Annotated in this window: 11 protein-coding genes; 3 read left to right on the top strand and 8 right to left on the bottom strand. The window is 64.4% G+C overall.

The annotated features are described in order from the left end of the window. Positions 1-9 precede the first annotated feature (9 nt). The 6 genes from GR328_RS27620 to GR328_RS20415 form a co-directional block, all read right to left on the bottom strand. Positions 10-333: a thioesterase family protein gene (locus GR328_RS27620; RefSeq protein ID WP_343039438.1), complete on the bottom strand. Its 324-nt coding sequence runs from the start codon at positions 331-333 to the stop codon at positions 10-12. Next, a complete protein-coding gene (locus GR328_RS27615; RefSeq protein ID WP_246216007.1) occupies positions 334-558 on the bottom strand; it encodes an acyl-CoA thioesterase family protein in 225 nt (74 codons plus the stop codon). A gap of 132 nt (positions 559-690) precedes the next feature. Next, positions 691-2898, bottom strand: a complete 2208-nt coding sequence (locus tag GR328_RS20430; RefSeq protein WP_160887115.1) for an FAD-dependent oxidoreductase — start codon at positions 2896-2898, stop codon at positions 691-693. A gap of 25 nt (positions 2899-2923) precedes the next feature. Next, positions 2924-4132, bottom strand: coding sequence for an acetyl-CoA C-acetyltransferase (locus GR328_RS20425; RefSeq protein WP_160887113.1), 1209 nt, complete (start codon positions 4130-4132; stop codon positions 2924-2926). Positions 4133-4267: 135 nt separating this feature from the next. After that, complete coding sequence (locus tag GR328_RS20420) at positions 4268-6061, bottom strand: acyl-CoA dehydrogenase C-terminal domain-containing protein (RefSeq protein ID WP_160887111.1); 1794 nt, start codon at positions 6059-6061, stop codon at positions 4268-4270. Positions 6062-6376: 315 nt separating this feature from the next. Beyond that, positions 6377-6790 (bottom strand): MerR family transcriptional regulator, encoded by a 414-nt coding sequence (locus GR328_RS20415; protein WP_160887109.1) that lies wholly within the window; start codon positions 6788-6790, stop codon positions 6377-6379. A 356-nt stretch (positions 6791-7146) separates the two neighbouring features. On the opposite strand from GR328_RS20415, the gene GR328_RS20410 reads away from it, so the two are divergent. The 3 genes from GR328_RS20410 (at position 7147) to GR328_RS20400 (ending at position 12045) form a co-directional block, all read left to right on the top strand. Continuing rightward, complete coding sequence (locus tag GR328_RS20410) at positions 7147-10257, top strand: tetratricopeptide repeat protein (RefSeq protein WP_160887107.1); 3111 nt, start codon at positions 7147-7149, stop codon at positions 10255-10257. A 97-nt stretch (positions 10258-10354) separates the two neighbouring features. Then, complete coding sequence (locus tag GR328_RS20405) at positions 10355-11284, top strand: sulfite exporter TauE/SafE family protein (protein ID WP_160887105.1); 930 nt, start codon at positions 10355-10357, stop codon at positions 11282-11284. After that, positions 11281-12045 carry a TIGR02186 family protein gene (locus GR328_RS20400; protein WP_160887103.1) on the top strand — a complete coding sequence of 255 codons (765 nt, stop codon included), beginning with the start codon at positions 11281-11283 and terminating at the stop codon, positions 12043-12045. The genes GR328_RS20405 and GR328_RS20400 overlap by 4 nt, the downstream gene beginning before the upstream one ends. Positions 12046-12049: 4 nt before the next feature. Here GR328_RS20400 and pdeM read toward each other — a convergent pair whose 3' ends face one another. Both pdeM and GR328_RS20390 read right to left on the bottom strand, forming a co-directional pair. Next, entirely contained in the window at positions 12050-12751 is a 702-nt protein-coding gene (pdeM, locus tag GR328_RS20395) for a ligase-associated DNA damage response endonuclease PdeM (RefSeq protein WP_160887101.1), read from the bottom strand. Beyond that, positions 12748-15261 (bottom strand): ligase-associated DNA damage response DEXH box helicase, encoded by a 2514-nt coding sequence (locus tag GR328_RS20390; protein WP_160887099.1) that lies wholly within the window; start codon positions 15259-15261, stop codon positions 12748-12750. Before GR328_RS20390 ends, pdeM begins: the two co-directional genes overlap by 4 nt. Between the last annotated feature and the right edge of the window lie 104 nt (positions 15262-15365).

Here is a 15365-nt window from a genome sequence, read left to right as displayed (position 1 = left end):
CTTGGACCATCATGCCGCTCTCTTCAACGCCTCTTCCGCATGGAGGAAGGCCTGCACTTCAGGGGTCGCCTCCGGCGGCTCCGCCGCAAGGCCGTTCTCGTCCAACAGGCGGCCCATGGGCACATAGCTCTTCGCGGCCCGGTCGTAGAGGCCTGCTTTGACCAGGGCGATGGCGTTGACGATCGGGCTCCCGTCCCTCGTGCGCGAAGCCAGCCTGTGCTTCATCACCACATGCGTTTCGGACCAGGTGAGAATGCGGGTTTCCAGATGGAAGGGTTGAAACGGCCGCATCTCACGCCGGAAGCGGATCTGCCCTGCGTTCACCACCGGCACTCAGCCGTGCTTGAGAATGGGCCGCCACAGCCCGGACCGGATCATGATGTCGGTGCGTCCCAGATCCATGAGAGTCCAGTAGCGCCCGTTGTTCATATGCAGCGATGCATCGAGATCGTGCGGCCATACGCGAAAGTTCAAGCGGGAGACGTCCCTCACCGGATCGATCTTCGGCCTGAAGAACGATCCGACCATGAGATGGAGAACACGCAGCCAGAGGTACATGAGCCGGTTCTTTCGCCGGAAGCGACCAAGGTCATGACCGGGCTCGTGCCGGCCATCCCAGGTAGGAAAGGCAACGGACCTCCCCGAACGAAATCACCGGCACGAGGCCGGTGATGACGTCGTGAAGAATGTTCAAGCGGCTCTCTTCGCCTCGGCGCGGCCATAGAAGGTCTCCCCTGAGGCCGCCATGTCGAGGAGCAGCTTCGGCGGCGCAAAGCGATCGCCGTGCTTGGCCTGCAGCTTACGGCACAGCTCCACGAACGATTTGGCGCCCATGAAGTCGATGTAGGACAAAGTGCCGCCCGTATAGGGCGCGAAGCCGAAGCCGAGAATGGAACCCACATCCGCCTCGCGCGGATCGGTGATCACGCCTTCCTCGACCGTGCGAGCCGCCTCGAGAGCCTGTGTGACCAGGAGACGTTCTTTCAGCTCCTGCATGTCCACGAATTCGGGTTCCACGCGCTTCGTCTGCAGATCCTTGAGGCCAGGCCAGAGGCGTTTCTGGCCCGCTTCCGGGTAATCGTAGAAACCTTTCCGGTTCTTGCGGCCGAGGCGCCCCTCCTTCTCTACGAGACGGGTGAGCAGTTCCTCCTGCTGGGGAACGATCGCCGCTTCTCCGAGCTGCGCCTTCGTGGCTTTGAGGATCTTGAGCCCGAGATCGACGCCCACTTCGTCATTCAGCGAGAGCGGTCCCACCGGCATGCCGGCCTGCTTGCCCGCCTGCTCGATCATGGGCGCGGGCAGGCCTTCCGCGAACATGAGATGGCCTTCGAGGATGTAGGCCAGCACGCAGCGATTCGCGAAGAAGCCGCGGGAATCATTGACGACGATGGGCGTCTTCTTGATGAGGCGCACATAGTCGAGCGCGGTTGCGAGCGCCCTGTCTCCGGTCTCCTTGCCGAGGATGATCTCGACCAGCATCATCTTCTCGACCGGCGAGAAGAAATGGATGCCGATGAACTGGTCAGCGCTCCTCGAGCTCCGGGCCAGGCCCGTGATCGGCAAGGTCGAGGTGTTGGAAGCGAGAATGCAGTCCGGGCGGATCGCGGCTTCGATCTTTTGGATCACCTCGGCCTTCACGGTCGGGTCCTCGAACACGGCCTCGATCACGAGATCGCAATCGGCCAGATCCTTGTAGTCTGCGCTCGCCGTGATCCGCGCGAGCAGCGCGTCGCGATCCGCCGTCTTGGCACGGCCCTTCATGATCTGGTCGGACATGAGCTTGTGGGAATGGGCCTTGCCCTTCTCGGCTGCCTCCATGTCGCGGTCGATCAGCACGACCTCGAGACCGGCATTGGCGGTGACGTAGGCCACGCTCGCGCCCATGAAGCCCGCGCCGACCACGCCGACCTTCCTGATTGTGATCGACGGAACGTCCTTCGGACGGCGCGCGCCCTTGTTGAGATCCTGCATGGAAATGAAGAGCGTGCGGATCATGGCTGCCGCTTCCTTCGAGCGCAGGATCTTGGCGAACCAGCGCGACTCTACCCTGAGCGCAAGATCCATCGGGAGCTGGAGTCCCTGATAAACCGCCTCCAGGATCGCGCGGATCGCCGGGTAGTTATCCTGCGTCTCACGGCGGTAGATGGCATTGGCCGGGGGCCAGATCTGCATGCCGGCCGCGGAATAGACCTTGTTCGAGGGCAGCTTGAAGCCCTTCTGATCCCACGGCGCGACAGCCGAACCGCCTTGTTTGATCCAATCCTTCGCCGTCTGCACGATCTCGTCGCGCGGAGCGACCGAGTGGACGAGGCCCATGTTGCGCGCCATGAGCGGACGGATCTGCTCGCCCTTGAAGAGCATCTGCAGCGCATCGCCCGTCTGCATCAGCCGCGCGACGCGCTGCGTGCCGCCCCCGCCCGGAAAGAGGCCGACCTTCACCTCGGGCAGACCGACGCGTGTGGAATCCACATCCGACAGGACGCGGAAGTGGCACGCGAGCGCCAGCTCGAAAGCGCCGCCCAGACACACGCCGTGAACGGCGGCCGCGAAAGGCTTTCCGCTGGTTTCGAGACGGCGATAGAGCAGCGAGAGCTTGCGCGACTCCTCGAACAGGAAGGTGGTCGCGGCCTCCTCACCCTTCTCCTTGGCCAAGCGCATGTATTCCGCATTGGATGCCTGGAGCATGGTGAGATCCGCGCCGCCGGAGAATGATTCCTTGCCCGACGTGATGACGCAGCCCTTGATGGCCTCGTCGGACGCGACCGTCTCGATGATCCGGGACAGCTCGTCCATCACCTGACCGGTGATCACGTTCATGGAGCGCCCGGGCATGTCCCAGGTCGCGAGCGCAATGCCGTCCGCATCGACTTCGAAGCGGAAATTGGTGTAGTTCGTCATGGACTGTCTCCCCTATCCGCCACTCTTAGACGCGCTCGATGATCGCTGCCGTACCCATGCCAGCGGCCACGCAGAGGGTGACGAGCGCCGTCTGCTTGTTCGTGCGCTCCAGTTCGTCGAGAACCGTGCCGAGGATCATTGCGCCGGTGGCTCCGAGAGGGTGGCCCATGGCGATGGCGCCGCCGTTCACGTTGACCTTTGCCGGATCGAGCTCGAGCGCCTGGATATAGCGCAGCACCACCGCCGAGAACGCCTCGTTGATCTCGAAGAGATCGATGTCGGCCTTCGTCATGCCAGCCTTCCTGAGCGCCAGCTCCGACACGTCGACGGGGCCGGTGAGCATGAGAGCGAGATCCGAGCCGATGGACGCGAAACCCTTGATGCGCGCGCGGGGCCTGGCCCCGATCTTCGCGCCGCCCTCCTTCGAGCCGACGAGCACGGCGGCGGCTCCATCCACGATGCCGGAGGAATTCCCCGCATGATGCACATGATCGATGAACTCCACATCCGGATGCGCGGCGACCGCCACCGCATCGAAGCCGCCCATCTCGCCCATCTGCACGAAGGCGGCCTTGAGCTGACCCAGCGATTGCATATCGGTGCTTGGGCGCATGTGCTCGTCCTTGGCCAGGATGGTCAGGCCGTTCACGTCCTTGACCGGCACCACGGACTTGGCGAAGCGGCCCTCGTCCCAGGCCCTCGCTGCGCGCTTCTGCGACTCGACCGCGTAGGCGTCGACGTCGTCGCGCGTGAAACCGTATTTGGTGGCAATGAGGTCCGCCGAGATTCCCTGCGGCAGGAAGTAGTTGGGAATCGCGATGCCAGGATCGACCGGCCATGCGCCACCCGAGGCGCCCATGCCGACGCGACTCATGGATTCGACGCCCCCGCCGATGACGACGTCCTTCATGCCGGACATCACCTGCGCGGCAGCGAAATTCACCGCGTCGAGGCCGGAGGCGCAGAAGCGGTTGATCTGCACGCCCGGCACTTCCTTGCCGAACCCGGCCTTCAATGCCGCCGCGCGCGCGATGTCGCCGCCCGCCTCGCCGACGGGATCGACGCAGCCAAGCACCACGTCCTCCACCAGTAGCGGGTCGAGATCGTTGCGGCTGCGGATCGCGTCGAGGGCCGTGACGGCGAGATCGACGGACGGCACCTCGTAAAGGGAGCCGTCCGGCTTGCCACGCCCGCGCGGCGTGCGAACAGCGTCATAGATAAATGCATCGGCCATGAGGGCCTCCCAGATGTGTTTGGCGTCATCCCGGGCCGGCGAAGCGCGCCCCGGGATCGTTTTTCAAGAACAGGCACTTGACTCAATCCGCTCCCCGGCTCTTCGCGATGCTCCGGCCGGGACGAAGCTGGCCGATCAAAAGGCTTCCACCGGCATGGCCATCGTGACGTCCGCGCCGGATGTAATGCGAGCCAACCGCACGCCGGTTTCCGGCATCATGCGCTCCATGAAGAAGCGGCCCGTCATCAGTTTCGCATCCATCTTCGCGGCGATCCCGTTTCCTTCAGCCTTCCTGGCATCGGCCGCCTTGGCCATCTTGGCCCACATATAGCCCATGGCGACCGTGCCGAAGAGGTGCATGTAGTCCGTAGCGCCGGCGCCGGCGTTGTCAGGTCGCGCCATGGCATTCTGCATGAACCACATGGTGGCCTGCTGCAGGTGCCCCAACCCCTGCTGCAGGGGAGCGACAAAGCCTCTCAGGTTCTCGTCGTTTGCATTGTCTTGGCAGAATGCCCCCACCTCATTGAAGAAGCTCATGATAGCGCGCCCGCCGTCCTTGCCAAGCTTGCGCCCGACGAGATCCATCGCCTGGATGCCGTTCGCGCCCTCGTAGATCATGGTGATGCGGGCATCGCGCACGAACTGCGACATGCCCCATTCCTCGATATAGCCGTGGCCGCCGAACACCTGCTGCGCCTTCACGGCGTTCTCGAACCCGAGATCGGTGAGCACGCCCTTCACCACGGGCGTCATGAGCCCCATGTAGTCCTCGGCGATCTGCCGCTGCGCCTCATCCGAGGAGCGATGCGCGATGTCGCTGTTAAGCCCGGTCCAGACGATGAGCGCGCGCGCCGCCTCGTTGAAGGATTTGACGGACAGAAGCGTGCGCCGCACGTCCGGATGGACGATGATCGGATCTGCTGGCCTGTCCGGGAATTTCGGTCCGGTGAGCGAGCGCCCCTGCAGACGGTCCTTCGCATAGGCCACCGCGTTCTGGTAGGCGACCTCGGATTGCGAGAGCCCCTGCACGCCGACCGCGAGACGCGCCTCGTTCATCATCACGAACATGGCGTTGAGGCCCCGGTTCTCCTGCCCCACGAGCCAGCCTTTCGCGCCGTCGTAATTCATGACGCAGGTGGCATTGCCGTGAATGCCCATCTTGTGCTCCAGGGAGCCGCAGGCGACGCCGTTCCTCTCGCCCAGGGATCCGTCCGCGTTGACGAGGAACTTGGGCACCACGAAGAGCGAGATGCCCTTGGTGCCCCCGGGTGCGCCTTCGATCCGGGCCAAAACGAGGTGCACGATGTTGTCCGCCATGTCGTGCTCGCCGGCGGAGATGAAGATCTTGGTGCCGGAGATGGCATAGGAGCCGTCGCCGTTCGGAACGGCCTTGGTCTTGAGCAGGCCCAGATCGGTGCCGCAATGGGGCTCGGTAAGGTTCATGGTGCCGGTCCAGGTGCCCTCCACCATCTTCGGCAGATAGGTGTGCTTCTGCTCTTCGGTGCCATGTACCAGGAGCGCGGCGATCGCACCTTGGGTCAGGCCTGGATACATGCCGAGCGCCAGGTTCGCCGAGGAGACGAACTCCTGCATGATGGTGTTGAGAACCGAAGGAAGCCCCTGCCCGCCGAATTCCTCCGGCACCGACAGGCCCATCCAGCCCCCAGCCGTATAGGCCTCGTAGGCCTCCTTGAAGCCCTTCGGCGTGGTCACCGAGCCGTCAGGGTTGCGGGTGCAGCCATCGAGATCGCCCGTGCGGTTCAAGGGAGCGAAGACCTCCTCGCAGAGCTTGGCGCCCTCCTTGAGGATCGCCTCGACCACGTCCGGGGTAGCATCGGCGAAACCCGGCAGATTGTTGTGACGCTCGATCAGGAAGACGTCGTTCAAGAGGAACATGACGTCTTCGACGGGGGCCTTGTAAACCGGCATTCGCTCTTCCTCCAGAATCGGCAGCCCGCCACAGCCCTTCGGGCGAACGAGCCGGCCCAGTAGATAGTTCATATATAAACTATCTATGCCTTTTGGGAAGAGGTAGGGCGCAAAATCTACCGGAACACAGACGAACGTTCAGAGCTCGAACGGGCCCCTCCGCAAGGATCCGGCCTTCATTCTCGACGTCGCCCCTGGTGGCGACCGCCCGGACAGCAGAGCGCCCGGAAGGCGTCAGTGAGGATGGCCTTCGACCGCCCAGGCGCGTTGCACGAGATCTGATTTGAAAAGGAAGACATGAGACGATTGCGGATCTCAGGCTGCGACCGCAAGGCTGGAGCGACGAGTCTTGAGTTCCTCGAGTGCCTCCTCGATCTCGGCCTTCTGCTGCTCGAGATGGCGGATCTGATCCTCGATCTGATCCAGAGAGAGCTTGAGGTTCATGGCCGGGCCGTCAGCCGAGCGCTCCTCAGCCAACATGGCGCGGATCTCGGTCAGGGTGAAGCCGAGCTGCTTGCCCTTCAGGATCACGGACAGGCGCTCACGATCGCGGGCATCGTAGATCCGGGCGGTTCCGTCACGGCGAGGAGAAAGAAGGCCACGGTCCTCGTAGAAGCGCAGGGTGCGCAACGTAACGCCGAACTCACGGGCCAGATCCCCGATCGTGTAGAATTTTGCGCCCTCACCCCTGTCGTCGGAGAGGTTGGAAACAGCACTCGTTTGGTTCATGGAACGCCCCGTCGTTATCATTGCTGTGAATCAGCATATCTCTTGGTAACGTTATGATAATACGCAAGCCGCGTCGATTGCAAGTGCTCCCGAGCACGCTGCGTCTATGGCAACGCGAGCGGATTTTCCTTGCGTCCTACCCAAGCGTAAGCTGTCCGGTCGGGGAGGATCGCCCGGGCTAAGATCCCGGCGCTTAACGGGTTTTTTACTACGTTCGCCGAAAGCTACGCCCACGATCGGGTGACCTGGCGGCCAAGTGATTCGCCCCAATCCCAGGTTTCACGACCGCCACGACAGGCATAAGCAGGGGGGCTTATGGCCGTCCGAGAGTTCATAGTTCCCCCGCGAGCGCGGCCATGAGTCAACACGTCCCTTCCAATCGCGACGAGCCGGACCTCGAGGCCCGGGAGCTGGCCCAAGCCGCCGTCCGCCGGGCGGGACTGAGCGCCGAGGAATGGACGGCAGCCGTTCTTTCGGCGAAGGAGGCGAGACGCCTGTCTCCGGCCCGGGAGCGAAACCCCACAGGCCCCGAGCCGATAGGCACCACGTCGCGCCATCCCGGACCAGTTCGGCCCGAGCTGGAACGGACCTTCGAGGCGCTCATGAAGGCTGTTTCGGCCGAGAGCGAGCGCCAGACCCGCGATCACGCCTCGCGCACGGCGATCGCTCTCGAGTCCATGGCGAGCTGGATCGAGCAGACCGAGGAGCGTCTGAACGAGACGGCCCGCGCCTCGGCGGACCACCAGGACCGTATCGCCACCGCACTCTCGCAGGCCCTTTCCGGCTTGAGGAGCCGCCTCGACTCCGTCGAGCGGCAGGCGACGGCCGAGCGGCACATGCAATCCGACAAGACATGCACGGCTGCCATCGGCGCAATCCGCGGCGAGATCGAACGGCTTCGCGAGAGCATGGATCATCTCGCCACGCGGGAGCAAGTCGTCATCCTCGACCGTGCTCTCAGGGGCATTGCCGAGGGAATGGAGCACGGCGCGCCCGACAAGGACCTCCTGATCCTGGCGCAGGCGACGGCCGCCGTGTATCGCGAGGTCCAGACCCTTTCCGAGAACATCGACCATGGACTGCATGGGCGCATCGAAAGCGAGATCGAACACCTGAAAGGCAAGATCGACCGGATTGCAGAGACCGGCATCGACCGCAGCGTGATCGAGTTTCTCGGCAGTCAGATCGTGGACATGCGCCACGACCTCTCCCAGCGCGCGGAGCCTCGCCAGATCGAGCGGCTGTCGGAGGAGGTGAACACACTCGGCCGTCAGCTCGCCGATCTGCGCCTTCATCAAGTAGGGCGCAACGACTTTTCCGCCCTCAAGGCCTCCCTGGAGAACGTCTGCGCAGCCCTGAACCGGACCATTGCCGTTCAGGAAGCGAGCGATGTCCCCTCGCAGCTCGACAGCATGAGCCGCGATCTCGCGGAGCTCGCAAGCCGCTCCGCGCCCGCACCCTTGAATCTCGATCCGATCACGGATCAGCTGGCGCTTCTGACCGAACGCATGGAAGGATTTTCCGAAAGCCGCTTTCAGCCCAGCGAGGCGCTCAACGACATGATCGAGCGCCTCTCCTCCCAGATTCAGGCCGTAGCCGATAAGGAGGCTCGCTCGCAGGATTCGCTGATGAAGCGGTTCGACCGGATCGAGGAGGAACTTCAACAGGTCGGCCAGCAAGTGGACAATGCGTCGATGGAGCAGATGCTGCGCAGCATCGACGAGAAACTCGATCGGGTTCCGCTCAAGCCCTTGAGCCTCGACCTGCTCGAGGAGCAGATCGCCTCCATTGCGGAAAGGCTGGCGCAGAAATCGGACGAGCCCCTGCAGAAGATCCTCGATGAGACTACGGGCCATCTCCGCAATCTCCACAACGACGCGGCCGGTATTGCCGAACGCGCCGCAAAGGCCGCACTGCAAAGTTTCCAGGGGAACTTCCCCGATGCCGCCGGTCTCGACGCTCTGAAACAGGGCTTCGTCGAACTGAAGGCTTTGCAGATCCGTGCCGACAGGAAAACGCAGGAGACGCTGCGTGCCGTAAACGGTGCCCTGGAGACGCTCGCTTCCCGGCTCACGGAACAGGGGGTGCCCGCACATCGGCCCGGCTCGATCTCCCACGCTCTTCGCGACAGGCCCCCTGAGCAGATGGCACCTGCCGATCGCCTGGAAGCAGCCGTGCGCCGTCTCCACGCGGTCACCCTGTCCCAGACCGAGGAGGTTGCCGCGACGCGTCACGGCCCGAATGCAGAACCGGGATCGCCCGGGCCCGTGATGGATACCGCCGACGAGGCGGATCTCGGCCAAGTGCGCGCCAGCTTCATCGCGGCCGCCCGTCGCGCAGCGCAGGCGGATCAGATCGCATCCTCACCCAACGCCGTGGTGGAAGAGCAAGAGCTTGCCGGCATGTTCGAGGCGTATGATGAGGACGAAGTCTCGCCCGCCTCTTCGGTCCCGCTCATGGAGCGCATCCGCCGCACGCTCGACGCGCATCGCCGCTCGCTTCTGTTCGGCCTCGGACTTGCGATCCTGGCGACGGGGGCGGCGCACGTCCTGTCGAGCGGCCTTGTCCCCTCTCCGCTCCCGCTGATCGGATCGGGCGGGGCTCCGCAACAAAGCTTCGTTGTGGAGGCACACCCTCTCGCGGAAGCCACCGAAACGGGAAGCATCACCGCCCCCGCAGACGGAGCGCGCCTCTTCCAGCCGTCGAGCCTGGCCACAAGGGCTGACCCCGCCGCTTCCAGGCCCGCTGCGGCCGCAGCACCCAAGTTTCTCGTCGATCCCGCGACCGTTGGCAGAATTCCGGCCCTTGTTCCGGCCGCGCTGCGGGAGGCAGCGTCGGCGGGCGATGCGGCGGCGATCTACGAAATCGCATCCCGAGCTTCCGAAGGGCGCGGCATTCCGCAGGACATGGCCTTGGCCGCCCATCTGTTTGAGCGCGCGGCCCAGGCCGGCCTTCCTCCGGCGCAGGAAAGGCTCGCCATGCTGCTGGAAAAGGGGATCGGCACCGGACGCGATACGAAACAGGCGGTCGCCTGGTACGAGCGAGCGGCGCAGAGCGGCAATATCCGCGCCATGCACAACCTCGCCACCCTCCTCGCATCGGGCCTGAACGGCAAGCCGGACTATGCGTCCGCTTTCCGGTGGTACAGCGAGGCCGCCGAGGCCGGTCTCAAGGACAGCCAGTTCAATGCGGGCGTTCTCCTCGCCCGGGGCATCGGAACCAGGCAGGACCTCGTCAAAGCCTACCAATGGCTTGCCCTCGCCGCCACCCAGGGAGACGACGATGCCGCCAAGAAGCGCGAAGAACTCGCCGGGCGTCTGAGCGCCGCCGAGCTGAAGGCGGCTCAGGCCTCCATCAAGCAATGGCGTCCCCGACCCGCCGATCCCGTCGCCAACGAGGCCCCCACCCCTGCGAGCGGGCACACGACGGCCTTGGACATAACCCGAGACGCGGGAGTTGATGGTTGAACCCAAAGCGGTCAGCTTACGTTCATCGCTTGTCCTTTAAATCGCTCCGCGCATCAATGTAACCAAGCCGTGGCTGCACCGGCCAAGGGGATCCGGATTGCAAATCTATCTGCCGATCGCTGAAATGCCCGTAAGTGTTCTTCTCATCCTCGGGATGGGCGCTGCGGTCGGGTTCATCTCCGGCCTTTTCGGCATCGGCGGCGGGTTTCTGATGACCCCGCTCCTGATTTTCCTCGGCATCCCTCCGGCCGTGGCCGTGGCCACGCAATCGGCCCAGATCGTCGCTTCCTCGACCACGAGCGTGCTAGGCGCGCTTCGGCGTAAATCGCTCGATCACAAGCTTGGCGCGATCCTCGTCGTCGGAGGCTTCATCGGATCGGTACTCGGCGTCTGGTTCTTCGCCGCGGCGAGACGGGCGGGACAACTCGATCTCGTCATCGTCGTGTCTTACGTGACGCTCTTTACCGTCGTCGGAAGCCTGATGCTCAAGGAGAGCATCCGGGAATTCTGGACGAAGCGGCGCGGCGGCACGGTCCGCCCGCGCCGACAGGCCGGCGAGCATGCCTCCTATCTGGGCTGGCCACTGCGGATGCGCTTCTATCGCTCCAAGCTCTATGTGAGCGTGATCCCGATTCTGCTGCTCTCGCTTTTCATCGGCTTCGCAGGCGCCCTTCTCGGAATCGGCGGTGGGTTCATCGTGGTGCCGGCACTCCTCTATATCTTTCGGGTCCCCACCAACGTCGTCATCGGGACCTCGCAATTCCAGATCGTCTGCACGACCGTCGTCGCCCTCATCCTTCATGCGGTGATGAACCAGGCCGTGGACATGGTGCTCGCGATCCTGCTGATCATCGGCGGTGTGTTCGGAGCCCAGTTCGGTGCCCGCATGGGCCGGAACCTGAGAGCGGAGCTGTTCCGCTTTCTCCTGGCCATCCTGCTGCTGGCCGTAGGCCTTCGCTTTGCGCTCGAACTCGTGGTCCAGCCCGAAGAGCCGTTCTCGCTTACCACGCAGGAGGTACGCCAGTGAAACGGCTCGCCATCGTCCTGCTTGCATTCGCCTGCGCGACCTCGGCCGCCGCGGAGACCTTGATCACGTCCCTGTCAAACCACCGCGTTCTCATCAACTCGAACTACACGGGCACATCCATTGCCGTGTTCGGCGCCATCGAGCGGGATGCGCAAACCATCGCCCGCGCTACGGCATACGACGTGGTCGTCACGGTTCGCGGGCCCCGGCAGTTGCTCACCGTGCGCGAGAAGGAGCAGATCGGGCCGATCTGGATCAACCGGGAGCAGCAGAAGTTTCCGGCAGCGCCGGCTTACTTGAGCGTCCTGACGTCGAAGCCAATCGAGGAGATCACCAGCGTTCAGCTGCGCCAGCGCCAGAAGATCGGTCTGAGAGCCATCATCAACGCACCGGATTTCACCAATGAGCGCGGCGGGGGCGCCGACAGGGAGTTCCGCGAGGCGCTCTATCGTCTCAAGGCGCAGGAGGGACTGTACCTGGAGGACGAACGCGGAGTGACATTCCTGACTCCTGATATCTTCAGGGCCAGCATCCCGCTTCCCGCGACGGCCCCGCCGGGCGAATACGACGTGCAGGTCGTCCTCTTTGCCGACACGGTGGTCCTGGCGAGCACAATGACCCATTTCGAACTGGTCAAGACCGGTTTCGAGGAGCAGATCGGTTCCATCGCCCGGGACTTGTCGCTTCTCTACGGGCTTGCCACCGCCTTGCTCGCGATCGCCTTCGGCTGGCTCGCCAACGTGATCTTCAGGCGGGACTGATGCCTCAGTCCCGGCACAGCATCGATTTCGCAATGGCGAAGATGCGTTCGGTGCCAATGAGATGGGCGGTGAAACCGCTCGGGAAGAGCGGCTTGAAGGCGGCGTCGCACGCATTGAGCCCGCCCGCATAGGCTCCGAGCGCCGGCATGATGCAGCGCTTGCCGTCGGTCAGGAAGCAGCGGCGGCGCGTCGCGCGCCCGCGCATCACCACCTTGCCGACGGGGTGCAGATGTCCCGCGACCTCTGCCTGTTCTCCCGCCGCCGGTTCGTGGCGCAGGATGAGGGATCCCAGCCTCATCTGCTCCACGACCTGCCCGCCGATGCTCTCGGGCAGGATACGGTCGTGATTGCCCGTCACCCAGACCCAGTCGCGCCCGGACTGAACCCCGCTCAGGGTCGAGCGCTCCTCGTCGCCGAGCCGATCAGGCCCGCCGACATCGTGAAAGCTGTCGCCGAGGGCGACGACGGCGCGCGGATTGAAGCGCGCCACCACATCGACCAAGGCGTCAAGGGTCTCGCGCGTGTCATAGGGCGGCAGCATCATGCCCCGGCGCGCGAAGGAGGAGCCCTTCTCGAAATGCAGGTCAGCCACGAGCAGAGCGTCATGCGCCGGCAGATACAGGCCTCCGGAGAGGTCGAGGAGGGCCAACTGCCCCGCCAACTCGATTTCGTGGGTTGTCTGTTTGTTCTTTCGCAAAGCCGTCACGCCAAAGCCTCGTCGAGAAGCGCCGCTTCCGCCTCGGCCAGGATCTCGTCCGCATTGTCGCTATAGACGCGCTCACGGCCGATCTCCAGCATGACGGACACGCTCAAAGGAGAAACCCGGTCGAGCGGTTTGTGGATGATTCGCCCCCGGATGCGCTGAAGCATCATGCCGAGGCGCTTCACGTCCAGGAGTCCCGTTGCCGCATCCGCCCGTGCGGCGCGCAGCAGCACATGATCGGGCTCGTGCTTGCGCAGAACGTCGTAGACGAGATCCGTGGAGATCGTGACCTGCCGACCGGTCTTCTGCTCCCCCGGGAAGCGGCGCTCGATGAGGCCCGCAATGACCGCGCATTGGCGGAAGGTGCGCTTCATGAGGGAGGATTCCGCCAGCCAGTCCTCCAGGTCGTCACCCAGCATGTCCTCAGCGAACAACTCGTCCATGAAGCCGGGCTCCCGCGCAGCCCGTGCGGCGATGTCGCTCGAGGCATAGACGGCGATGCCGTAATCGTTCGCGACGAAGCCGAGAGGCTTCAGCCGCGCGCGCTCCAGACGCCGGGTGAGCAGCATGCCGAGGGTCTGATGTGCGAGCCGTCCCTCGAACGGGAAGCAGGTCATGTAGAAGCGGTTGCCTCGGGGAAAGGTCTCGACCAGAAGATCGCGCGGTCCGGGCACGATGGAGCGGCGGCGCTGCTGCAAGAGCCATTCGGTCATCTGCGGCGGGAGCCGATCCCACTCGAAGGGGTCGGCCAGGATCTCACGCACACGCGCGGCAAGAAAGGTGGAGAGCGGAAACTTGCCCCCTTCATAGGACGGGATCATCGGGTCCGTTCCCGAAGCAGCGCGCGTGACCAGAACCTCGTCCTCGGCAATCCCCTCGAAGCGCAGCACCTCGCCCGCGAAAAGAAAGGTGTCGCCGGGTGTCAGAGTCTCGGCGAAATATTCCTCGATCTCCCCGAGGATGCGCCCGCGCGGCAGCACCGTCCCGGGCCGCGCGCGCGACGTCTTGCCGAGACGGACCTTGATCATGGTCGATTCCACGATGGTGCCGACGTTCAGCCGGTATTGCTGCGCGACCCTGCCGTCACGCACGCGCCAGAGGCCGTCGTTGCCCTTCACGATCTTGGCGAAGCGCTCATAGGCGCGAAGGGCATATCCGCCGGTCGCCACGAAGGCCACGCAGGCCTCGAAATCCTCCCATGTCAGAGCCGCATAGGGCGCGGCCGAGCGCACTTCCTCGTAAAGGTCCTCGAGCCTGAACGGATCGGCGCAAGCCATGCCGAGAATGTGCTGACAGAGAACGTCGAGCGCACCTGTCCGGGCGTCGGGCGTGTCCTGCGCGGCCTCGTGCACGGCATCCAGCGCGGCACGGCATTCCAGGATCTCGAAACGATTGGCCGGCACGAGGTAGGCCTGCGAGGGCTCGTCCATGCGATGGTTCGAGCGGCCGATGCGCTGCATGATGCGGGACGCGCCCTTCGGCGCGCCCACATTGACCACGAGATCCACGTCGCCCCAGTCGATGCCGAGATCGAGGGTCGCCGTACACACGACCGCCTTGAGCCGTCCCGCCGCCATCGCCTCTTCGACGCGGCGGCGCTGCGCCACATCGAGCGAGCCGTGGTGGAGCGCGATCGCGAGACCGTCGTCGTTGAGTTTCCAGAGCTCCTGAAAGGTATACTCCGCCTGCAGGCGCGTGTTGACGAAGACCAGCGTCGTCTTGTGCTGTTTGATCAACCCGTAGATCGCCGGCATCGAGAGGGAGGCCGTGTGACCCGCCAGAGGCAGATGCTCGTCGAGTTCCAGCATGCGGATGTCGGGCTGCGCACCGCCCTTTACCACCACGAGGTCGGCGAAGGCCTTCTCGTGCTCGCTCTGCGGCACCAGATAGCGTCGCAGATCGTCCGGTTCCCGCACCGTAGCCGACAGGCCCACGGTCGTGGCTTGGGGAGCGAGGCTCAAGAGGCGCGCAAGCCCGAGGGACAACAGATCTCCGCGCTTCGAAGTCACGAGAGAATGCAGTTCGTCGAGCACGACACGGCGCAGGTCCTTGAAAAACTTCCCGGCCTCGCGATGGGCGAGAAGCAGAGCGAGCTGCTCCGGGGTCGTCAGCAGAATGTCCGGCGGCCGCTCGATCTGGCGCGCGCGCTTGTGGGACGGCGTATCGCCGGTCCGGGTCTCGATCCGGATCGGGAGGCCCATCTCCTGCACCGGCGCTTCGAGATTGCGGGCGATATCAGTCGCCAGCGCCTTCAGGGGTGAAATGTAGAGGGTGTGAAGACCCCGCTCGCCCTTGGCCGTGCCCCGGCCTGCCCCCCGCTCCGAAAGCTCGGCCAGGCTGGGCAGAAAGCCCGCCAGCGTCTTGCCCGCTCCTGTCGGCGCCACGAGCAGCACGGAGCGGCCGGCTTTTGCCTTGGCGAGAAGCTGCAGCTGGTGCTCCCGGGGCTCCCAGCCTCGGCTCCTGAACCAGTCCCGGAAGATCTCGGGGAGAAGGGATGGGGACGCTTTGGACATGCCCTGACAAGATAGGCGCCAGTGGAGATTTTCGCTACGGCAGGCCCATTTCCCATGTGAACCCTTTCGTGAGCCGCTTGCCAAGCTTTCCAGGATGATCTCAG

The organism is Microvirga makkahensis (assembly GCF_009830105.1).
In the GTDB taxonomy this organism is placed as follows: Bacteria; Pseudomonadota; Alphaproteobacteria; order Rhizobiales; family Beijerinckiaceae; genus Microvirga; species Microvirga makkahensis.
Note: the sequence above shows the minus strand (reverse complement) of the source record. Positions and strands in the feature narration are given on the sequence as shown.